Source organism: Pseudoalteromonas sp. MSK9-3 (assembly GCF_003590335.1).
In the GTDB taxonomy this organism is placed as follows: Bacteria; Pseudomonadota; Gammaproteobacteria; order Enterobacterales; family Alteromonadaceae; genus Pseudoalteromonas.
This window is the reverse complement of record NZ_MIET01000009.1, coordinates 153,329-176,082: the sequence shown is the minus strand read 5'-3', so window position 1 is coordinate 176,082 and position 22,754 is coordinate 153,329. Positions and strand designations below refer to the sequence as shown.

Annotated in this window: 21 protein-coding genes; 10 read left to right on the top strand and 11 right to left on the bottom strand. The window is 41.2% G+C overall.

The window, feature by feature from the left end:
- Positions 1 to 2: 2 nt before the first annotated feature.
- The 4 genes from BGP78_RS02905 to ndk all read right to left on the bottom strand — a co-directional run bounded on the left by BGP78_RS02905 (position 3) and on the right by ndk (position 4,389).
- Positions 3 to 887, bottom strand: a complete 885-nt coding sequence (locus BGP78_RS02905) for a RodZ domain-containing protein (protein ID WP_119859989.1) — start codon at positions 885 to 887, stop codon at positions 3 to 5.
- On the bottom strand, positions 884 to 2,518 hold the full coding sequence (pilW, locus tag BGP78_RS02900; RefSeq protein ID WP_119860079.1) for a type IV pilus biogenesis/stability protein PilW: 1,635 nt from the start codon (positions 2,516 to 2,518) through the stop codon (positions 884 to 886). Before pilW ends, BGP78_RS02905 begins: the two co-directional genes overlap by 4 nt.
- Positions 2,519 to 2,618: 100 nt before the next feature.
- Positions 2,619 to 3,755, bottom strand: coding sequence for a bifunctional tRNA (adenosine(37)-C2)-methyltransferase TrmG/ribosomal RNA large subunit methyltransferase RlmN (locus BGP78_RS02895; RefSeq protein ID WP_010364188.1), 1,137 nt, complete (start codon positions 3,753 to 3,755; stop codon positions 2,619 to 2,621).
- 202 nt (positions 3,756 to 3,957) lie between these two features.
- Complete coding sequence (gene ndk / locus BGP78_RS02890) at positions 3,958 to 4,389, bottom strand: nucleoside-diphosphate kinase (protein ID WP_010364190.1); 432 nt, start codon at positions 4,387 to 4,389, stop codon at positions 3,958 to 3,960.
- A gap of 257 nt (positions 4,390 to 4,646) precedes the next feature.
- Between ndk and yegQ the strand changes: the two genes are divergently transcribed.
- Together yegQ and BGP78_RS02880 are read left to right on the top strand one after the other, a co-directional pair.
- Positions 4,647 to 5,999, top strand: a complete 1,353-nt coding sequence (yegQ, locus tag BGP78_RS02885; protein WP_119859988.1) for a tRNA 5-hydroxyuridine modification protein YegQ — start codon at positions 4,647 to 4,649, stop codon at positions 5,997 to 5,999.
- Between the two features lie 8 nt (positions 6,000 to 6,007).
- Positions 6,008 to 6,259, top strand: coding sequence for a YfhL family 4Fe-4S dicluster ferredoxin (locus tag BGP78_RS02880; RefSeq protein WP_119859987.1), 252 nt, complete (start codon positions 6,008 to 6,010; stop codon positions 6,257 to 6,259).
- Between the two features lie 61 nt (positions 6,260 to 6,320).
- On the opposite strand, the gene BGP78_RS02875 is transcribed toward BGP78_RS02880, so the two are convergent.
- Both BGP78_RS02875 and BGP78_RS02870 read right to left on the bottom strand, forming a co-directional pair.
- On the bottom strand, positions 6,321 to 7,250 hold the full coding sequence (locus BGP78_RS02875; RefSeq protein ID WP_119859986.1) for a porin: 930 nt from the start codon (positions 7,248 to 7,250) through the stop codon (positions 6,321 to 6,323).
- A 227-nt stretch (positions 7,251 to 7,477) separates the two neighbouring features.
- The gene (locus BGP78_RS02870) at positions 7,478 to 8,314 is read right to left on the bottom strand and encodes a LysR family transcriptional regulator (protein WP_119859985.1); all 837 of its coding nucleotides are present in this window, start codon (positions 8,312 to 8,314) and stop codon (positions 7,478 to 7,480) included.
- Between the two features lie 469 nt (positions 8,315 to 8,783).
- Here BGP78_RS02870 and BGP78_RS02865 point away from each other — a divergent pair, with 469 nt between their 5' ends.
- Entirely contained in the window at positions 8,784 to 10,019 is a 1,236-nt protein-coding gene (locus BGP78_RS02865) for a response regulator (protein WP_119859984.1), read from the top strand.
- A gap of 44 nt (positions 10,020 to 10,063) precedes the next feature.
- Here BGP78_RS02865 and rarD read toward each other — a convergent pair whose 3' ends face one another.
- Positions 10,064 to 10,942, bottom strand: a complete 879-nt coding sequence (gene rarD, locus BGP78_RS02860) for an EamA family transporter RarD (protein ID WP_119860078.1) — start codon at positions 10,940 to 10,942, stop codon at positions 10,064 to 10,066.
- Between the two features lie 79 nt (positions 10,943 to 11,021).
- Complete coding sequence (locus BGP78_RS02855) at positions 11,022 to 11,477, bottom strand: thioesterase family protein (RefSeq protein ID WP_119860077.1); 456 nt, start codon at positions 11,475 to 11,477, stop codon at positions 11,022 to 11,024.
- A gap of 107 nt (positions 11,478 to 11,584) precedes the next feature.
- On the opposite strand from BGP78_RS02855, the gene recQ reads away from it, so the two are divergent.
- The 4 genes from recQ to BGP78_RS02835 all read left to right on the top strand — a co-directional run bounded on the left by recQ (position 11,585) and on the right by BGP78_RS02835 (position 16,105).
- Positions 11,585 to 13,396 (top strand): DNA helicase RecQ, encoded by a 1,812-nt coding sequence (gene recQ, locus BGP78_RS02850; protein ID WP_119859983.1) that lies wholly within the window; start codon positions 11,585 to 11,587, stop codon positions 13,394 to 13,396.
- An 18-nt stretch (positions 13,397 to 13,414) separates the two neighbouring features.
- The gene (locus BGP78_RS02845; protein WP_119859982.1) at positions 13,415 to 13,711 is read left to right on the top strand and encodes a DUF3630 family protein; all 297 of its coding nucleotides are present in this window, start codon (positions 13,415 to 13,417) and stop codon (positions 13,709 to 13,711) included.
- A 74-nt stretch (positions 13,712 to 13,785) separates the two neighbouring features.
- The gene (locus BGP78_RS02840) at positions 13,786 to 15,492 is read left to right on the top strand and encodes a hypothetical protein (protein ID WP_119859981.1); all 1,707 of its coding nucleotides are present in this window, start codon (positions 13,786 to 13,788) and stop codon (positions 15,490 to 15,492) included.
- A 46-nt stretch (positions 15,493 to 15,538) separates the two neighbouring features.
- Positions 15,539 to 16,105 carry a mechanosensitive ion channel domain-containing protein gene (locus BGP78_RS02835; RefSeq protein WP_119860076.1) on the top strand — a complete coding sequence of 189 codons (567 nt, stop codon included), beginning with the start codon at positions 15,539 to 15,541 and terminating at the stop codon, positions 16,103 to 16,105.
- A 147-nt stretch (positions 16,106 to 16,252) separates the two neighbouring features.
- Here BGP78_RS02835 and rpmG read toward each other — a convergent pair whose 3' ends face one another.
- From rpmG to radC, 3 genes are all read right to left on the bottom strand, one after another.
- Positions 16,253 to 16,408 (bottom strand): 50S ribosomal protein L33, encoded by a 156-nt coding sequence (gene rpmG / locus BGP78_RS02830; RefSeq protein ID WP_010364212.1) that lies wholly within the window; start codon positions 16,406 to 16,408, stop codon positions 16,253 to 16,255.
- Positions 16,409 to 16,419: 11 nt separating this feature from the next.
- Positions 16,420 to 16,656, bottom strand: a complete 237-nt coding sequence (gene rpmB / locus BGP78_RS02825; protein WP_010364213.1) for a 50S ribosomal protein L28 — start codon at positions 16,654 to 16,656, stop codon at positions 16,420 to 16,422.
- A 271-nt stretch (positions 16,657 to 16,927) separates the two neighbouring features.
- Positions 16,928 to 17,602 (bottom strand): DNA repair protein RadC, encoded by a 675-nt coding sequence (radC, locus tag BGP78_RS02820; RefSeq protein ID WP_119859980.1) that lies wholly within the window; start codon positions 17,600 to 17,602, stop codon positions 16,928 to 16,930.
- 153 nt (positions 17,603 to 17,755) lie between these two features.
- Between radC and coaBC the strand changes: the two genes are divergently transcribed.
- The 3 genes from coaBC to BGP78_RS02805 all read left to right on the top strand — a co-directional run bounded on the left by coaBC (position 17,756) and on the right by BGP78_RS02805 (position 22,611).
- Complete coding sequence (gene coaBC / locus BGP78_RS02815) at positions 17,756 to 18,949, top strand: bifunctional phosphopantothenoylcysteine decarboxylase/phosphopantothenate--cysteine ligase CoaBC (RefSeq protein WP_182912203.1); 1,194 nt, start codon at positions 17,756 to 17,758, stop codon at positions 18,947 to 18,949.
- 117 nt (positions 18,950 to 19,066) lie between these two features.
- Entirely contained in the window at positions 19,067 to 19,657 is a 591-nt protein-coding gene (gene slmA, locus BGP78_RS02810; RefSeq protein ID WP_119859979.1) for a nucleoid occlusion factor SlmA, read from the top strand.
- A gap of 206 nt (positions 19,658 to 19,863) precedes the next feature.
- Positions 19,864 to 22,611, top strand: coding sequence for a prolyl oligopeptidase family serine peptidase (locus BGP78_RS02805; RefSeq protein WP_119859978.1), 2,748 nt, complete (start codon positions 19,864 to 19,866; stop codon positions 22,609 to 22,611).
- The last annotated feature ends 143 nt before the right edge of the window (positions 22,612 to 22,754 follow it).

Genomic DNA, 22,754 nt, shown 5'->3' with positions numbered 1-22,754 from the left:
GGTTACTCTACTAACGGTAATTTAAATTTTGCTAATCGGTTTTTCGGTAGGGCGGTCAAATCAATTAATTTGCCATCTAACTCAACCTCTACCATCAAATGCTTGTTAAGTACGACTGAAAATGGCGCTTCCCCTTGTACAGTCATAGTATATCCAGCTTTTTTAACACCAAACGCAACACGCTCTTGCGTCGCATCAAAAATCTCAACCCAACTGTCATCGCTAAAGCGCATCACTATGGTACTTAAGCCAGTTGCGTTGTCGGCCTCACTGACGGTATTTACCGGCTCAATCGTAACAGTCTGTGGTATTGACTCAATTGTCGCAGGGGCCTCAACTGTCACCTGCTCAGTTTGCCCAAGTTCAGCGGACTCAGTCACAACCGCGTCCGACGTACCTTGCTCTGCAACTATGGTTTCTAAGACTGGTTTTTCTGCTGTACTCGCCACTAACGTATTCGCTACCTCAGGCGTTGACACGGTTGTACTTGACTGCCACCACCAAATCCCCGGTGCACCAAGGATGATCACTAAAATAACGTAACTGATGATCATTAAACGGTTATCACTGGCTTCTTTTTCTGTGCGACGCGAGAAGCTTTGCATATGCTTGGTTGTCACTTGTACTTCTGGTGTTTTAAATAAAGTCAGCGTATCTTCCACTGGTAAACCCAGTACGGCACAATAACTTTTTAAATAGCCACGCACAAAAGTCAGCGGCCCGAGTTTATTATAATCATCTTGCTCCAACTGACGGATCTGCTGCGGGCTGAGCTTTAAGCGCTCCGCCACTTCATCAACAGATAATTCAGCAGCTTCACGCGCTACTTGTAATGCACGTCCTAAAGACGGGGATATTTCTTCTGTTTCGATTGATTCTTGATTCATAAAACGTAACTATTAGGATCTACAATAAGTAAACTGTGGCCTTCAGTTAAGGCCACATCAGGTGTCAATTTGTTCCATCGCATTAAATCATCGATCTGCAATCCATGCTGAGTCGCTATATTCAGTAAAGTATCATCAGATCGTATGTTGTGCGTGATCTGAGGATTATTTAAAAAGACCTTTTGCCCCGCTGACACTTTGTCAGACGCTTTAAGGTTATTCCAAACTAACAATTTAGCCATTTTAATGTCATAACGAACCGACAAGCTAAATAAGTTTTCGGCTACCTTCACAATGTGAAAAGGCACATTAGGGGGGATTACTTCACCATTGAGTAATGGCATGTGTCGTTGTGCTATATTATTTTGTTCAGTCGAGAGCTCCGTATTAAAGGTCGGAGTATTAAACGTGCTCGGCTCTGAAAACACGACCTCGGTTGGATCTGTCTTATAAAACTGTACGACACTCTCTGAAGGTCCACTTTTGTCCACACTGTCACCAAATGATATCACTCTCACTTCATCATCGACTACGTTATTACTTACCGTGTCACTTACATCTACAGCCTCCACATTACGCACCTCATCATCAGGTTCTACTGCTTTTTTGGGTTGCGGTATTGTAATCGTGGCAGGTGAACTCGATGTGAACTGTGTTGGCTCTTGACGTAAAGAAACACTATCAGTATTCGCGGTTAACGCGGCTTTTTTAAAAGTTGCTGGCTTTGCTAAACTGGGCGCTTTTTTACGCGTAATTTTTATCTTTGGCTGGCTCACCACATGTGTTGTGTCAGTTTGCGTAATTTGTTTGATTTGTGCCTGACGGTATTGCTCTTTTAACTTTTCAAACTCAGAGCGCTTCAACTCATCTCGCAACACCAAAGATGCCTGACGTGAACTCGGGTAGTTCTGTATCAGGGTATCTGATAACGTTTGTGCTTGTTGTAAATGCCCCATGCGCTGATGCAATAAATGTTCTAGCAACAAGGCACGCGCCGACATAAAGCCGCGCTCTTTATATACCTTTAAAACACCTTCAGCTTGATGTAAGTCACTTTTTGCATAAAACAAAGCAGCCAAAGCAATCAGTGCTGAAGGCCGTCTGCCATTATGTTGCACTGCACTTTCTAAATACTCTAATGCGAGGGCAAATTTATCTTGTTTTACCGCACACAGCGCCAAGTTTTCGTAACTTTGAGCAACACGCAGGTAACTGGGAATACTAATCGCTTTTAAAAGCTGCTCTGACGCCCCATCGAAGTCCTCAATGCGGCACAAAAACGTACCATAATTATTCAACGCATTGGGATCGTTAGGGTTAAGAGAAAGTGCGGTTAAATAGGCCTTTTTTGCCCATTGCGGTTCACCTACTTGTTCATAATAATAAGCTAGCGCATAGTGGACTTCTGGTAACTCTGGCGCAAAAGAAGCGGCTCGTTCTAAATTGAATTTTGCTTGTGTGGTGTTACCGGCATTAAGGTATTGCAACGCTAATGCGATTCGAGTTTTCGCTGCGTCTTGATTATTAACTGTATTTTTAGCACTGGGGTTATTACGTGTAACAGAGCTCGTTTCAGTCACACACCCTGAAAGAAAAAGCAAAACCACAGATAATATTAAGCAAGAACGCATGCACCACCCATTATGTAAGAACATCGAGCCTCTATATTACCTAAAAGCCCTTATGTTTCATCTGTTTTTTAGACAAAAGGGCTTTTATAAACTGATTTACTTAACTGGCCTTAACAGAAACCGCAATGGCGTTATCTTCACGCATTTGCTTTTTAGCTAAACGTTTCGTTCTATCAACAACGTCACCGACTAATTGACCACATGCTGCATCAATATCATCACCACGAGTACGGCGTACAATACAGGTTAACCCTGCTGCTTGTAATACTTTAGAAAAGCGATCAATACGGCTGTTACTTGAACGACCATACTCATTGCCTGGGAATGGGTTAAATGGGATCAGATTAATTTTTGACGGTGTCCCTTTTAATACTTTCACGAGCTCATGGGCTTGATCTGTACTGTCGTTAATACCTTGCAACATAACATATTCAATGGTGACATCTTTATTCGCTTTAGAGCCATCAATATAACGACGACACGCAGCTAAAAACTCTTCAATTGGGTACTTTTTATTAATCGGTACCAACACATCACGTAAATCATTTGTTGGCGCGTGCAGCGAAATGGCCAACGCAACATCAATACGCTCTTTCAAAATATCGAGAGCAGGCACCACCCCAGATGTGCTCAATGTAACTCGGCGCTTAGATAAACCAAATGCCCAATCATCCATCATCAATTCCATCGCAGGAACAACATTGTTCACGTTAAGTAGCGGTTCACCCATCCCCATCATTACTACGTTCGTCACCGGACGTTTAGTGCTGTCACCGTCATGCAAACCAATATCTTTTGCCACTCGCCATACTTGACCAATAATTTCAGATACTTTTAAGTTACGGTTAAAGCCCTGCTGAGCTGTCGAACAAAATGTACACTCTAGCGCACAGCCAACTTGTGAAGAGACACATAATGTGGCTCGGTCTTTATCTGGGATCCAGACAGTTTCAACTTCTTGACCGCCTTCGAGTACCAAAGCGTACTTAATAGTGCCATCACTGGCTTCTTGTCGAACTGAGATCTCTGGCGCAACAATCTCACAATCAGCAGATAATTTTGCTTTAAGCTTTTTATTGATATTGCTCATTTGCTCAAAATCATCAATACCAAAGTGATAAATCCATTTCATCACCTGATCTGCACGAAACGGTTTCTCTCCGTACGATGCAAAAAGTTCGCGCATCCCCTCGCGATTTAGATCAAGTAAGTTAATTTTTTTCTCAGTAGTGGCCATGAAACAACCTCAATTCAGGTGACGGTATAACAACGATAAGGTAGCCGTGCATTGTACAAAAAACAGGCAAACTTAACAATCATTGTTGATTGCTTTGCAAAAGGTTCATACCTAAGACTGACTAAACATTTTGCAAAACAGACTTTAAATAGAGACAAAAAAAGGGCTCGAAAGCCCTTCTTTCCTTTGCTTACGCTCGATATTAACGAGTACGTGGGCAAAGCTCTTCTTCAGCGAAGAAGTAAGCGATTTCACGTGCAGCAGACTCTGGAGCATCTGAACCGTGTACCGCATTTTCATCGATGCTGTCTGCGTAGTCAGCACGTAAAGTACCAGCTAGTGCTTCAGCAGGGTTAGTAGCACCCATGATTTCACGGTTTTTAAGTACTGCGTTCTCACCTTCAAGAACCTGAACCATTACTGGACCAGACGTCATGAAAGAAACAAGTGCGCCAAAGAAAGGACGTTCTTTGTGCTCTGCGTAGAAACCTTCAGCTTTCTCTTGAGAAAGGTGAACCATTTTAGAAGCAACGATCTTAAGACCAGCTGATTCGAAACGGTTATAGATTGCACCGATGTGGTTTTTAGCTACCGCATCAGGCTTGATGATTGAAAAAGTACGCTCTAAAGCCATCTTTTTTGCTCCAAAATAGTTTATGAATATTAACGGCCGCGAATTATACGCTTTTTGCCAGAAAAAGCCTACTAGATTCGCCCGCTATCTTGACAAGGAAAAAGAGAGACAAAGTAAATCAACAGTCAATGAAATAATGATCTGCGTCAACGAAGAACAACCAAACGCCCATTATACTGCGCCGCTTTTCACTTTCACGTCAATTTTTGACCCCAACAGCTGGCTTGAACCCAGTTCAATGATGAGGTTTATTTACTATGTTTATACCAGAACTCCTTTCACCTGCCGGTAGTATAAAGAATATGCGTTACGCTTTTGCATACGGTGCCGATGCAGTTTATGCCGGGCAACCCCGCTACAGTTTAAGAGTACGCAATAACGAGTTTGATTTAGACAATTTAGCACTGGGGATCCATGAAGCACACCAACAAAATAAAAAGCTGTATGTCGTATCCAATATTGCACCACACAATAGTAAAGTAAAAACCTACCTAAGAGACATTGAACCTGTCATTGCAATGCAGCCTGATGCATTGATCATGTCAGATCCTGGATTGATCATGCTGGTGCGAGAAAAGTGGCCTGATATGCCGATCCATTTATCTGTACAGGCCAATGCCGTCAATTTTGCGAGTGTGAAGTTTTGGGCACAACAAGGGATAGAACGGGTCATTTTGTCTCGAGAATTGTCGCTTGATGAAATTGACGAAATTCGCACTCACTGCCCAGGTACTGAACTAGAAGTATTTGTACATGGCGCATTGTGCATGGCTTACTCAGGCCGCTGTTTGCTATCGGGATACATCAATAAACGCGATCCAAATCAAGGAACTTGCACCAATGCGTGCCGCTGGGAATATGATGCAAAGCCTGCCAAAGAAAACGAAACGGGCGATCTTGTACATCAAATTGACCCCAGCGAGGTACTCCCAACACTTGGCTCTGGTGCCCCTACCAACGCTACATTTATGCTAGAAGAACCTGGCCGCCCAGGCGAATACATGCCCGCTTTTGAAGACGAGCATGGTACCTATATTATGAATTCCAAAGATTTACGTGCAGTACAATATGTGGAACAACTGACCAAAATGGGTGTGCATAGCCTTAAAATTGAGGGCAGAACCAAGTCTTTTTACTATGTTGCGCGCACGGCACAAGTCTATAGAAAAGCAATAGATGATGCCGTGGCTGGTAAACCTTTTGATCCTACATTAATGCGTACACTCGAAAATCTGGCACATCGAGGCTACACCGAAGGCTTTTTAAAACGACATGCACATCAAGATTATCAAAATTATGAGTACGGGCATTCAATCAGTGATAAACAGCAATTTGTGGGGGAAATACTGGGTAGACACGCCAACGGATTAGTTGAAATTGACGTTAAAAATAAATTTTGTACAGGCCACAGCCTTGAACTGATGACACCAAAAGGCAATATTGCCTTTAATTTGGCGCATATGGAAAACCAAAAGGGGCAGCGTATTACAGATGCAAAAGGGTCTGGTCATATTGTACAGATCCCATTACCGGAAGATATTAACTTAGAGCATGCTATTTTGATGCGTAATTTAGGTGAAAACCAAGATACGCGTAACCCATTTAAATAGGATTGAGTATGGCTTTGTTGATCAATAATAAATGCATTAACTGTGACATGTGTGATCCGGAATGTCCGAATCAAGCCATTTATTTTGGCCAAACAATATATGAGATAGACCCAGACAAGTGCACCGAGTGTGTCGGCCATTATGATTCACCTACTTGTGTAAGCGTGTGTCCCATTGATTGTATTAAACCAGATCCCAATAAACGAGAAAGCTTAGATACATTAGCTGAAAAGTATCTAGTACTCACTCAGCAGGGCTAGTGAAGTAAAGACGCTTCGTATAACTCATATAGGATATCGGTTATACGAAGCGCTCAGCATGTTAGAACTTATATTCAAAGCCTACTGCTAAATAGTCACGCTCAACTTGGTTATCACCGTCGAATGAGGTGTAAAAACCATATATCTTCGTTACTTTATTTAATTTATGGTCAATCCCCACAGAGACACCATCAATTTTATCTCCTTGATCAAAATCCATAACTTGATATTGCGCTTTAAGTGTATTGGCGCCCATCTTATAAGAAGCGCTTAATACGTAACCATCGGCTTTGTCTGAACCATCAACACGTTCTTGGGTTTGATATATTGCACCTAGCTTTACATCAGCCACTTTACCTTGCACGGTTAAACGTACTGCATCATAGCCTTTTACATCGCTGTCAGCAGATATTGCGCCATAAATGTTACTTTTCTTCAGTTTGCTGTCGCCATAAGATAATGCTGCTGAGTAACCATTCTCACCCTCAGCGTCATCCTCAGCTATAAAAGTTCCATGAACCTTAAAACCATTGAAACTGTTAGAGTTATAAGTAATTGAGTTACCTAAACGATTCTCACCTTTAAGGTGGTTTTTGATATCACCTTCAACATCGTTAAATAAATCCACTCGGCCTTGAGACAGTTTAAATACAGTGTCCTTTCGACCAATTAGGACTTCACCAAAATTACCTTTCACACCAACATATTGATTACGTGCTGTGATATTGTCTTTGTCACCTTTTGAGTCAGCGTCTGTAATATCAACTTGAAACTCAAAACGGTAGAAAACTTCTAAATTATTATCGAGCTTTTCGCCACCTTTAAACCCAAAACGTGAAGTATTACTCTTTAATTCAGTAACAGAACCTTCACCTTCATCACTCGATTGCACAGAAACGTTTGCTTTACCATACACTGTTACATCAGCTTGAGCGTTGAAAGATAGAGCACTTAATACTGATAATAAAAGCGTTGATTTAACTGGTTTCATGTTTATATTCCTCAATATCGTAACACGTAATTTTTTAGACAGGCGCAGTGTGCCAGCCCATAATGACAGAAATATTACACTCCCATTATTACGGTCAATATTTTGCCTTAAAAATGAAACCAAAATGAAACCAAAATTAAACCAAAATTAAAAAATAAATTAAAAACAAAAACTTAAATAAAAAACAAAGCATAGAAAACAACATGGTTAATTCATAAAAAAGACATTTAAGTGAAATCACATAGCGTGTTAGAGATATTTTCAACTTGTTCTGTATTTTTATGGTAAACAGCATAAATAGCGACTGGGCACTGAGCGCCCTGCGTCACATGATGTAATATGCCAGTGTCTAATTTGTGAGTGACATGCGATTTATCCATAAACATACTTCCGCCTAACGTTAATATTAAATCAAGTGCAGCCCCCCCAGTATTGGTGCTGATACGCGGTATTCCTACCTCCTTAAATTGCTTAGCATGCCACTGAGAAAATGCTGTCCCCCAGTCCACAAAGACATACTGCTCATTAAAAAAAGTTGCCATATTTTGACGGGCAACCGTACTCACAGCAATAATGGATAATGTCTGAACTTGCTTAACAACCAGCTCATCGACATCAGGTGGATCAAACATAAACGCCAAATCTAGCGAGTGATCAAGTAGTCGCTTTATGCTTTCTTGCCGTCCCTTCACCTCAGCTAATAACGCGGTATCAGGAAGCGACCTGACGATTTGATGCATTTCATTATGTAAAAAAACTTCCCACACATTGGCGGTCGCCGCCAATGTGAATTGCATAGGCTGATCACTCGTGAGCGCAACATCCGCTTTTGCACGCTGCATATCAGCTAATATTGTTTGTGCATGAGGCAATAAGCACTCACCCGATACTGTTAACTGAATATTGTTTCGCTGTCTAGAGAACAAACTCACGCCTAAACTTTGCTCTAGCTGCCGCACTCTGCAACTGACCGCTGATTGCGTGATATACAAATTATTTGCGGCACGGCCAAAATGCCGTGTTTTGACCACTTCTAAAAAAGTTTTTAGTAGCTCAATATCCACATTACCCCCTCAATAGGTGTCAAAGACGCATATAGAAACGCAGCAAAGAAACCACAGCACACATACTGTATGTAAGGGATAGATCATGAACAATCGTTTAGCGAATTTACCAAGTGCAGAGATGACGGCGTATGTACTCAAATTACCGAAAGCGAGACCAACGACTTATACCCAAATAATCGCAGGGTGAGACAAAAGGTATTCTGTAATTCAACACACTAATTACGCAAAGAATATACTTTAATACTCAGCTGTACGTGAGCAAGGCACATAAACGATAAAAATGTAGCATAACTTGCCACGACATCTCATTACCTACTTGTCATCGTATATATTTAGACTAGTATTATTACAATATAACGAAAAACAATTAGTTATAAACTTATACCTGATATTAAGCATTGCTTTTTTAACCAGATAGGTTTACAACTAGGATGTGCGTATTAGCGAATATACTAGGCTTATTTAAGTGACTCGACGAATACTTATCATTGAAGATACACCCACAATTGCCAAAGTTCAGAAGCACATCGCTGTGTCTTCTGGGTATGCTGCGGATATTGCGGGCTCACTCGCGGAAGCAAAAGCACTCGTTAGTCAAAATCAATACTTTTGCGCTGTGGTTGATTTTATCTTGCCTGACGCCCCGAATGGAGAGGCGATCCCTTGTACTATTAAGGCTGAAATACCGACGATTGTTATGACGGGTAATTTAGACAGTAAAACCCGGGAAACAGTCGAAAAATACCCTATCATTGACTACATCACCAAAGAGAATAAGCAAGCTTACCAGTATCTAAAAAGGCAGCTGCAACGTTTGCCACGTAATGAAAGCGTCCAAGTTTTAGTGGTAGACGATTCTCGCCAAACTAGGCGCTACGTAAGTGCCTTGCTAGAACGGCATAAGTATCAAGTGCTCGAAGCTGGAGATGGCCAAGAAGGTTTAGATGTATTGCAAAAACATCCAGATATCTCGGTGATAATTACAGATAATGAAATGCCCATAATGAGCGGAGTTGAGTTATGTGGAGAAATTCGTCGACTGTACAGCAACGATGATAAAGCAATTATTGGTATTTCAGGGTCTAATACGTCGCATTTATCTGCTCGATTTTTGAAAAATGGTGCCAATGACTACCTGAGAAAACCCTTTAACGCCGAGGAGTTTTATTGTCGATTAAGCCAAAACGTCGATATGCTCGACAATATCGCCACCATTAGATTACAAGCAAACACGGACTACTTGACGAAATTACCAAACCGCCGGTATTTCTTCGAACAAACGACAAAAACGCTAAAGTCACGAGCTGTGAAACAACAAAATAGTACGCTCGCGATGATTGATATTGATCACTTCAAAAGTATCAATGACCAATATGGCCACGATGCAGGGGATGACGTACTCAGCGCCCTTGCATTAACGTTTAATAAGTTTTTTGAGCATGATTTGGAAGCTAGATTAGGCGGCGAAGAATTTGCAATTTTCTTTCAACAAGGTTCTATTGAAGACAATCTAGAGCAATTAGAGCTATTTAGGCAGTATTTAGACTCAAATAGTGAGTCGTTAACTCCACATAAAATTCACTTCACCATCTCCATCGGCTTTGTTTCTATGGTAGAGCAAAAAATTGATGCGTTACTCAAGGCTGCAGATGTAAAACTGTATGATGCAAAAGAGCAAGGCAGAAACAGAATTATAAATTAAAGGCCACTTGTTTGGCCCTTAATTTATAAGCTATTCCATACCCACTACTTTGAAGCGCGATAAGTGTCCCAGCTAAACAAAGCAAGTGCAGTCCAAATACACGCAAACGTTAAAATTCGCTCAGTTGTAAATGTTTCGCCATAAAGCACAACGGCCAAAACAAACATAATACTGGGACCAATATATTGAAATAAGCCTAACGTTGAATAAGGTAACCGTTTCGCTGCCGCAATAAAACACAACAAAGGTAACGTCGTCACAATACCGGCACTTATCAATAATACATTAATTAAGTCCGTATTATTCACCATGTTGGTTGTGGCTGAGGGTTCACTCACCGACCAATAAATCAATGCTGCTGGTAACAAAATAGCCGCTTCAAGTAATAAACCAGGGATCGACTCCACAGGCATTTTTTTACGTAGCAATCCGTAAATTGCAAACGAGGTGGCTAGTGAAAACGCAATCACAGGGAATGAACCAAAACTAAGCACCTGTAAAGTAACACCAACAAATGCCATGCCTACTGCCACTTTTTGCCATAGACGTAAACGCTCAGATAAAAACAGCACACCCAAAAGCACATTCAATAGAGGATTAATATAATATCCTAAACTTGCATCAAGCATATGCCCATTGTTAACGGCCCAAATAAACAGTCCCCAATTAAAACCTAACAAGCTAGAGCTTAAGCACAGCAATAAAATTAATTTTGGCTGTTTAATGACAGGTGCGATTTTATGCCACTGTTGAGTTACCGCTATGATCAAAGCCAGAAATAGCACTGACCACACAATACGATGCGTTAAAATTTCGAGGGCATTTATCTGGTCGAGCTGTTTGAAATAAATAGGGGCAAGTCCCCACATTAAGAAGGCAAGTACTGCATAAAGATAGCCTTGGTTATTATTACTATTTGGCATATTCAATGATACCGGATGCAAAGAGGCCAGCATTATACGTGCTAATTATGAAATAATGCACTGGCAAACGGTAAATTCACTAGCCAACTAAGTAAGTACCTGTTCCAAAAGCAATTTGAGTGCCTTGGTCATTATGTAATTCCATTCTACATACGCACACTTTATTGCCTGAACGGATCAAGCTCGCACTCGCAACAAAATAATCACCTCGGCCAGGCCTTAAAAAGTCTGTTCTAATATCAATGGTTCCCAAGGTTGCTAGTTTTTTTGGGACGCCTTGCAGTTCACTTTCAGCCAGTTTATTAACAATAGATGCAGCTGCTAACATTCCCCCAACATTATCGAGCACAGCTGAAATAACACCACCATGCAAAATTTTCTGTGATGGGTTACCAATAAAATTATCTTGCCATGGCATTTCAATTTCGGCGCGCTCGGCATCTAAATGGCGAACCGTGATACCGAGAAATTGATTAAATGGCATTTGTTTAACAAATATGTTGGCTACGGTACTAATTACTTGTGATTTATCCATACTCACCTCAAACTCATCTGACCAGATAAAGCTACGCTGGTTCGCTACTTTTTTCAAGTCAGGAAAGTTACAGACAAGGCGCTAAAAAACCTCTAAAATGCCCCTCGATGGATACTCTTGCACATACTCAACACAACGCGGACTCTGTACTAAAAAATATTTTTGGTTACAGTGAATTTCGAGATGGTCAAAAAGCGGTGATCGATGCTGCTTTAGCGCGCCAAGACAGCTTAGTACTACTGCCTACAGGCGGTGGTAAATCACTGTGTTATCAAGTCCCTGCATTGGTACTTGATGGGATCACTGTGGTGGTATCTCCGCTCATTTCACTCATGCAAGACCAGGTAGCGCAATTACAAGCATTAGGGGTCAGTGCTGAGTTTATAAATAACAGCGTACCTCGAGAACAACAGCATGCTATATATCAACGAGTCCATGATGGCGATGTAAAGCTACTCTATGTTGCCCCAGAAAAAATACTGCAGTACGAATTTATTGAGCGCCTGCATCATTTGCCGGTCAGTTTGTTCGCGATAGACGAAGCGCACTGCGTATCGCACTGGGGACATGACTTTAGACCACATTATTGCCGCTTGAGCGAATTAAAACAGCACTTTCCAGCGATCCCCATGATGGCATTAACTGCGACAGCAGATACTGCCACTCGCTATGATATCGTCAACCAGCTGAGTTTACAGAACCCATATATCCATACTGGTAGTTTTGATAGACCGAATATTCGCTACACTATTGAAGAAAAGTTTAAACCCCTATCGCAATTAATGCGGTATTTAAAAGAGCAACAGAATCAAAGCGGTATTATTTATTGCACCAGCCGTAAACGCGTTGATGAAATATCAGAAAAACTCGCTGATGCAGGCTTTAATGCCGCGGCCTATCATGCAGGCATGAGTAATGAACAAAGGCAATTTGTGCAAAGCGCCTTTGCGCGTGATGATATTCATATTGTCGTCGCCACCGTAGCGTTTGGTATGGGGATCAACAAACCCAATGTGCGCTTTGTATTACATTATGATATTCCAAAAAGTATTGAAGCTTACTATCAAGAAACCGGCAGAGCAGGCCGTGATGGTTTAGCCGCTGAAGCCATCATGTACTTCGACCCTGCAGACATAGGCAGAGTGAAACGCTTTTTTGAAGACATCGAAGACGAGCAGCGCCGACGTGTTGAAGAACAGCGCTTTAATGCGATGGCCAGTTTTGCAGAAGCGCAGACTTGCCGACGTCAAATATTACTCAACTATTTTAGTGAATATCAACGAGAGCCTTGCGGCAACTGTGATATTTGTCTCAACCCGCCAAAACGATTTGATGGCACTTTAGTCGCACAGCAGGCACTTTCTTGCGTCTATCGCGCCGAACAACGGTTTGGCTTAGGCTATATTGTTGATGTGTTAAGAGGGGCAAACACCAGTCGCATTCGAGATAATCAACATCACGAATTGAGCACCTATGGACTCGGCAAAGACAAAAGTAATGAATTTTGGTTAAGTGTCTTACGACAATTGATCCATCATGGTCTCTTAACCCAAGACATCACGCAAGGTGCAAGTTTAAAGCTCACCGAAGCAGCCCGTTCGGTTTTAAAAGGTGAATATGCACTGCAATTAGCAGAGCCGCGTTTACAAGCTAAGCACGTATATCAGGATAAATTAGCCCAATTTAATTATGATAAGAAACTCTTCGCCAAATTACGTAGCCTGCGTAAGCAGCTCGCTGATGAAGATGATGTACCTCCTTATGTAGTATTTAACGATAAAACCCTTGCAGAAATGGCCCAATTAACACCAACAACCGATGGCGAATTTCTTTCTGTATCTGGTGTTGGCTTTACCAAACTCAGTAAATACGGCGCGCCTTTTATGCAACTGATCCGCAACTACCTAGCCACAAGTTAAATATATCCAGAGCTACTTATGACCAACATAACACTAGATCCAATCCATCATGTCTTATTAATTACGCCTACTGAGCTCCCTGAGGCAGACGAGTTTTTATTCTGGGCTAAACTATTTTTACACCAACCTGATATTGCTATCGTAGAAGAGCTTGAAGGTGCAGATCGCCACCAAACCCGCTTCAGTTATGAAAATAGTACATTTAATATTAACTTTGAACACTATACAGACAGTATATGGATAGCCCCTGAAGGCGCAGGATCACAAGAGCAACTCATTAATTTATCTAAATATTTACTAACAAGTTTCCAATAATCAGATAGACTTAAATAATCAACTGTCGTATATATCTCGATAGTACTATTTATTGCTGATCATTTTGGAGTGCTATAAACGTGAGTATAAAAACACAAATAACGCTCATATTATGCTGTTTTTGCTCTTTCTTAAGTTATAGCGCCCCCTCAGTGCTTGACCACCCTCATACAGAAGCGTGTGCAAATCAAACACAGGTTACCAATAATGATATCACCCTCACTCGGCAGCTTGACGCCAATACAGATTTACCTAAAGAGGGACAAGACAAAACAATTTCACACATTAAACTAGCGCAATTAAATGTGTTTGATACCAGTATTCCCGCAGAAAATAACCCGGTATTTCGCTTTGCCAATCGAGCGCATATAACCACTGAACCGACGGTCATAATGACATTGTTGTTATTCTCAGAAGGGGATGAATACTCAATCAAAAAAATTATAGAGTCTGAGCGTCTACTGCGAAAACAAAGCTATTTGTATGATGCACGCGTCTATGCAGATGAAAACTGCGAAGGCAATATCACAGTCACGGTGGTGACCCGAGATTTGTGGACGCTGCTACCAGATTTAAGCTTTAGCCGCAGCGGCGGAGAAAATTCATCACGAATTGGCTTTCGTGAAAGTAATTTATTCGGTTGGGGTAAGCGCCTTTCTCTCACTCATACAAAAGATCAAGACCGCTCTGGTTATCTCTTTGTCTATGATGATCCTAATATTATGTCTACCCGTTATCGAAGCCGACTCGAATACGCTGATAATGATGATGGTGAGCGTCACTATGTAGGCGTGAGTTATCCTTTTTTCTCTACTGATACACCTTATAGCTATGGTTTTTTAAACTTTAACGACAAACGCACAGAATCACTTTATGAAGATGGCGAAACAGTTTCTGAGTTTTCCCAACAAACTGAAGTCAGTAAAGTCTATTTTGGCCATGCTCAACAGCTCACTAATAACTGGACACAGCGACTCACGGTGGGTTATCACTATGAGCAACAAACATTTAATCCACTTCTAAAAACAACTTTGCCATTGGCACATAATCGCACCTTGAGTTACCCCTATATCCAAACTCAGTGGTTAGAAGATAAATTTATAAAAGTACGTAACTTTGACTCCATATATCGTACTGAAGATTTAAATTTAGGTTGGGATATTAATGCCCTATTGGGCTACTCAGATAAAAGCCTAAGCGATGATGATAACCACCTTATTTATCAGTTCTCGGCTAATAAAGCACACTATACCTCAGATCATAGCTTGTGGCGTATTAACCTCTCTTTTTCAGGCCAATGGAATAGCCAAGACAACACAGCGAGAAACCTCATTACGCAACTTGGCGCACAATATTATTTAAATACCAGTATTCAAGACTCATGGTATGCCAATGTACAACTCAGGTTTGCTAAAAACCTTACGGCGGATCAACAACTGACCTTAGGTGGCGAAACTGGCCTAAGAGGCTTTCCTGTTAACTACCAGCATGGCAGTAAAAGCGTTTTAGTTAATATCGAACGCAGATACTATTGGGAGTATGACCTCTTACAATTATTCAAAGTAGGCGGCGCGGTGTATTTTGATATTGGCCGAATTAGAGGCAATACATTAGTACACAGTGACCCTAATTATTTAAAGAACATTGGCGCAGGCCTGAGACTTGCTCCCAGCAGGGCAAATGCAGGGTTAGTCTTACACTTAGATGTAGCAGCCCCCATTAATGGCCCTGATAATATAGATAACGTACAATGGTTGTTTACCGTCAAAAATCGTTTTTAAATTTCATCCCCTTTACTAAAATAGAGTGCATTACTTGAATTATATCGTGTCGATAGTCGATTTCATCTCAGCCCAATACCGCCTTGTGATCACTCTGGTTGTGATATTACTTTTTCCTATTTCAATACGCTTATGCAAGCAGTTACTCTCTCACTTAACAAAAGGAAAAATTGATAGTCACCGTCAACAACGTGCTGAACTACTCATACGCATTATTGTGGCCTTATTACTCACCTGCTTGCTACTGGTATTTTGGGGCATTGAACTTAAAGGACTACTCGTACTTGGCTCTTCATTATTTGCGATGTTAGGTGTCGCGTTATTTGCTGGCTGGTCATTGCTAAGTAATTTGACCTCATTTTTAATTATGTTCATTCAGAATGATTGCCGTATTGGATCATGGGTGCGCATTATTGATGGAGCAAACCATATCGAGGGGCGTATTACTGAAATGGGGTTGATGCATGTTGCATTACAGCACCTTGATGGTCACAAAGTCATTTACCCCAATAACTTGTTTGTTACTCGGCCTGTAATGATATTAGAGAAGGCCCCTGTAAAAGTAAAAGAAATGCCTATTAAACGGCCTTTAGGTCCAAAAGTACCAAAGTGATCCAAGCCCTCTTCATATAAACCAGTTAAAAACTTAGCCTGAGTAGAATAACGAAGTGCAGAGACAGTACACATCTAAAATTATGATACTGTTAAAAACAAAAAACCCAGCCGAAGCTGGGTTTTTGATATTCTTTCAAAAGCAAAATTACTTGATTTTTGCTTCTTTGAAAATCACGTGTTTACGAACCTTAGGATCGAACTTTTTGATTTCCATTTTTTCAGGCATGTTACGCTTGTTCTTGTCGGTAGTGTAGAAATAACCAGTACCAGCAGTAGAAACTAAACGGATCTTATCACGCATATCCCAGCTCCTTAAACTTTTTCGCCGCGAGCACGGATTTCAGTAAGAACCGCGTCGATGCCTTTTTTATCGATAATACGCATACCTTTAGTAGTAGTACGTAATGAAACGAAACGTTTTTCGCTTTCAACCCAGAAACGGTGTGTTTGTAGGTTAGGTAGGAAGCGACGCTTAGTAGCGTTGCGCGCGTGTGAACGGTGATTACCAACCACTGGACGCTTACCTGTAACTTGACAGACTTTAGACATGTCTATGTATCTCCAATAACTTCGCTCGAGCTTAATTTTCCCTTGGACATTACTGTGGCCCCAGGGTAAATCAGAGGGCGCTCTTTATACAGCATATACAGGTAGAGATCAAGGATCTGATCCTATCTAATCAGCTCATGTGTAAATTTGATAGCGGCCAATTATAATGATCGAATGCCCTTAGGGAAAGTAAAAACTGCATTTAAATTAAACTATTTTGTAAAAATGCGCGCAAAGCGATGTTTTTTACAACTTTACCTAGGTAAACACGCTAAATTAGCCCTCGTTGTGCAAAAGACACGCACCGCTCAGCTGCAACAATGAGGTGATCAAGTACATTTATATCAACCAAAGCTAAAGCATTTTGTAATTTTTTCGTAATTATTTTGTCTGCTTGACTTGGTTCAGCCAACCCACTGGGGTGATTATGTGCAAAGATGACAGCAGCGGCATTGTGTTTGAGTGCTGCTTTGACAACTTCTCTGGGGTAAACCGAAGCACTATTAATAGTACCTGTAAACAACACTTCATCTGTGATCAATCGATTTTGATTATCTAAATACAACACCATGAACACCTCATGCCCTAAACCCCTCAACTGAATTGTCAAATAATCATTGACTGCATCGGGCGATGTAAAAATAGTATCGCGGTGACATTGCTCTTTTAAATAGCGCTTACTTAATTCTAAAACAGCCTGTAATTGAACATATTTTGCTTCACCTAATCCCTTATAAGCTGAGAACTCTGTAAGACTTGCATTGAACAAGTTATGAAGAGAGTGATTTTGTTTCAGTAGTGAGTCCGCCAGCTCTACCGCATTCATCCCCGTCACACCCGTACGAAGAAAAATCGCTAGCAACTCAGCATCTGTGAGCATACTTGGCCCTTGTTTAAGTAACTTTTCTCGTGGCCGACTCTGTTTAGGTAACACATTTAGCTGCATTTTCTATCCTTAGTGGTGCATCCATGTAGTTATTAAAGTGTAGTCACTCATTGTGCGTTTTTAAAATCTGTATTTACCCTATCTAAACAGGGTGGCTTTGGTGTGGTATCTTTAGCACCAAACAAACTTTCTTCATCAATGGTGTGTCTAAATATGAGCCAACCTGTCAAAAATATTGTGTTAGGTATAAGCGGTGGCATTGCAGCCTATAAATGTGCAGAACTGGTAAGGCGACTGACAGAACGCGGTTGTAAAGTGAAAGTTGTCATGACTGAATCAGCTAAACACTTTATCACCCCGCTCACCATGCAAGCTGTTTCCGGTGAAATGGTCGCAGACTCTTTACTAGACCCAAGTGCTGAAGCTGCCATGGGCCATATAGAATTTGCAAAATGGGCTGATTTAATTTTAGTGGCTCCGGCCAGCTGCAACATCCTCGCCAAAATGGCACACGGAATAGCGGACGACCTACTCACCACTTTATTGTTAGCAACGCCTGCTAAAGTTGCTGTCGCCCCCGCTATGAACCAACAAATGTATGCCCACCCAGCGACACAAGCAAACATCGCGACGTTACGTGCCCGTGATATTGCCATTTGGGGCCCAGGTAAAGGCGAGCAAGCATGTGGTGATGTGGGTGCAGGCAGAATGTTAGAACCTCTTGAGCTTGTAGAGCGATGTTTAGCACCAGTACAAGCCCCTATTCTACATGGAAAAACAGTCACAATCACAGCGGGGCCAACTCGAGAACCTTTAGATCCTGTTCGCTACATAAGTAATCACAGCTCAGGGAAAATGGGTTTTGCATTAGCAAAAGCCGCGCTTGAACTCGGCGCAACCGTCAACCTGATAAGTGGCCCAGTTTCACTCTCTGCACCCGAAGGGGCAACGCTATTCCCTATTGAAAGTGCAAGAGACATGTTAAATGCGGCACTACAACTAGCACCCCAATCAGATGTATTTATTGGCTGTGCAGCCGTCGCTGATTACAGAGCCGCGACCATTGCAGAACACAAAATCAAAAAGCAAGGCGATGAAATAACCCTCACGATGGTAAAAAACCCAGACGTGATTGCACACGTTGCCGAGCTTAAAAAAAATAGGCCATACACAGTCGGCTTTGCAGCTGAAACACAAGATATCCAACAGTACGCACAAGCCAAACTCAAAAACAAGAATTTGGATATGATCTGCGCCAATGATGTGTCCGTAGAAGGATTAGGTTTCAACGCAAATGATAATGCCTTGTCCCTTTTTTGGTCTGATGATTGCCTGAATTTACCCACAACGAGCAAGCAACAATTAGCAATGCAAGTCATGCACGCGTTATCTAAACGTCTTAATTAACCGCGCGGGAAAAAGCTAGCACCAAACTGAATAAAACATTAACATAAGACCCCGAGTACTGGTGTAAGCAGCTTGGGGTTTGCACTGACCATAATAATGATAAATAAAGGAAGGTACATGCCAGCGACTAAACGTAGTAACCGCAAAGAGCAAATTTTGCAGTCTCTTGCACAGATGTTAGAAACAAGCCCGGGGCAACGTATCACAACGGCAAAGTTGGCAGCTGAAGTTGGCGTATCAGAAGCAGCGCTATATCGACACTTTCCAAGTAAGGCCCGTATGTTTGAAGGCTTGATAGAGTTCATCGAAAATACCCTACTTTCACGTATTAACCTGATTTTAGATAATGAAAAAGAAACACAAAATCGTATCTATAACATTTTGGTTTTATTACTCACTTTTGCTCAAAAGAACCCAGGTATCACACGAATTTTAACAGGCGATGCGCTTCAAGGTGAACAAGAAAGACTCAGAGAGCGCGTGCAAGGTCTATTCGAAAAATTAGAAACGCAATTTAAGCAAGTTTTACGAGAGCGAAAACTCCGTGAAGGGAAAGCTTTTTCAACCGATGAAGCAGCATTGGCTAATTTTTTCTTAGCCTATGTCGAAGGGAAAATGAACCAATTTGTACGCAGTGACTTCACCGCTTTACCTAGCCAACAATTTGAAATGCAATGGAAAGAGCTACAAAAGGTTTGGTTGATTTAAAGAAGCATTCACGCTCAGCAGAGTGAGTATTGCTCACTCCAATACACTAAATTGTCGTCTAATAAAAATTTGCTGAGGTATAACGCCTATCATCTACTGTAATGTTGTTTATCCGTTTAACACATGCACTAAACGCACAACACTTCTTTACCCTCGCTAAAAGTGCTAAAACTCTCTTAAAGCTTCACACTCTAAGAACAATCAACATGATCAAATTAACATCATTGGCCATGACCAGCTTACTGCTGAGTAACGCGGTACATAGCCAACAGTCACTTGAATTTAAAGACGTATTCGATTTTAGCTATGCGAATAACACGCAGCTTTCAGAAAATGGCGCGATATTATCGTTTTCAGCTGCACCATACAGAGGCGACCCCGTAGGTCACGTTTATACGCTTGATAATAATACATTACTTGCCCAGGTCGAGCGCGGTATCAAACCAGCAATTGCCAAAAATGCCACTTGGGTTGCTTTTACACAAAGCCCCAGTTTATTAAAAAAAGAAACGGCAACCAAAAAAGAAAAAAAGCAACTGACCAATAATTTAGTACTGGTTAATACTAAGACGCAAAAGCAGCTATCGTTTTCAAATGTCAAAGATTATCAGCTCTCCAATGATGGCAGTTGGCTAACTTACCGAGAGCAACTTGAGCCAGAAAAAAAGACCAACGCCAATGAGTCAAAATCTCATATTGGCGCAGATAAGAAAGACAAGCATTATCCGCTCGTCATTGTTAATTTAGCGAACAACCAAACTCACCGCATTGAACAAGTAGGTGAATATGCACTAAGCCCAAACAATCATGGGGTTATTTTTGCGCAAAGTAGCGACGATGGCAGCAAAAACCAAATAGGGTTTTTCGACCTCGATTCACAGATAAAAAGTAGCCTTTTTGAAGAACCTGGGGTTACTCTCAGCCAAGCGCTCTGGCATCCCACAAGCCCAACAGTCGCATTTAATATGGGTAATTATATCAATGATGATGTTAGGCGCAGAGATTATAAAGTGACGCTTTGGGATGCACACGACAATAAGCTGACCTATATAGATAACCCCAAAGGGTGGTTTAGCGCAAAAACCGCTAAACTCGTCTGGTCAGAAAGCGGAGAACGTTTATATTTTCAAAACCGTCCGTTGCTTGAAAACAAAGCCCCTGAACTAAAATACTCAGACAAAAAATCCCTGTCCGATTACGATACTATTCGCGCCCAAAAAGGCTTAAAAGTATGGCACAACGCAGACCCAGAGATTAAACCAAGAGAAATTAAAACATGGAAAGAGACTAACAAGCATCGTCATTATCACGCTGTTTACCATATAAATAGTCAACATGTTGCACAGCTTTCGACCCCTCAAGTCAAAAATTTAACGTTACATACCGAAGCACAATACTTACTTGGCAGTGATAATACAGCACATTTAAAAGAGGTAATGTATAACGGTTTTTTCCAAGATTATTATGCAATCAATGTACAAAATGGTAATAAGACAACCATTACCACACATACTCGTTTTAAACCGACCCTATCACCTACAGGTAACCATGCAGCTTATTTTGAAGATAAGCAGATCTGGTTAAAAGATTTAGCAACCCAACAGCAAGTTTCACTCACCAACAAAATTGATACTGCGATTTTTGCTGATGATAAACATGATTACCCCAAAGAGCAAAGCAGTTACCGATTTGCTGGTTGGCAAGTCGATGGCAGTACCTTATATGCTTATAGCAAACACGACATTTGGGCATTTGATGTAACCACAGCACAAGCAACACGGTTAACCAATGGTCAAGCTACCAACACGCAATATCGCGTACGCAAGCTAAACAAAACAGCGACGGGTTATACACCAGAGCAAACCCTCGTACTCAGCGCCCACAATTTAAATAATAAACAAACCCATATTGCGACCTTATCCTTAAAAGACAATACAGTACGCACCGTACTCAAAGATGCAGCGCGATTTGATGTAGTAAAACGCGCAAAACACAGCGATAAGCTACTATTTACAAAGCAAAGTTATCATGAATTTCCCGATTTTTGGCAAGTGAGCAGTGATTTTAAAAACCCACAGAAAATTACGGATCTTAACCCCCAAGTAAGCCAATTTGCATGGGGTCAAAAGCCTGAATTAGTACAATATAAAGGTCATGATGGGGAAGACTTACAAGGCGTATTGATTAAGCCAGCTGGATACAAAAAAGGCGACAAGTTACCAGTGGTTATATACTTCTACCGTTATATGAGCCAGCGTATGTATGACTTTCCTAAAATGGAATTAAATCATCGCCCTAACTTCCCTATGTTTACGTCAAATGGCTATGCACTATTTTTACCTGACATTCGATTTGAAATCGGTAAACCAGGACCATCTTCAACACAAACAATGATTAATGCGGCACAAAAACTCATCGATATTGGCGTTGCACATCCAGATAAAATTGGCTTACAGGGCCATTCATGGGCTGGCTACCAAAGTGCCTACATGATCACACAAACTGATATGTTCAAAGCCATTGTTTCTGGCGCGCCAGTAACTAATATGACGTCAGCTTACAGTGGAATTCGTTTGAAATCGGGCCTCGCACGACAGTTTCAGTATGAAACCGGACAAAGTCGTATCGGTAAGCCTTTGCATAAAGCACTCGACCTTTATATTGAAAACTCTCCGGTATTTTTTGCCGATAAAGTAAATACGCCTATTTTAATGATGTTTGGTGATAAAGACGGTGCCGTGCCTTGGCAAGAAGGCATTCAATATTATTTGGCATTAAGACGATTAGATAAGGATGCGATCTTATTACAATACGAAGGCGAGCCTCATCATCTTAAAAAATTCCCTAATCAACTCGATTTTTCAATTCGCATGATGGAATATTTTGATTTTCATTTAAAAGGCGAACAACCAAAAGAGTGGATCACCAAAGGACAAGCTTACACAAAAGAATAAACAGTAAGGGCTTAGCTCGGCCAAAGTCGAGAAAAGCAACTAGTTTAAGCTTATGTAATCCAAAAAGTACTTTAGCTAACGCTAAGGTACTTTTTTATTTCCTGCATCTGTAATTCTGGCTTCTATGTGCCTGAAGGTTTAAA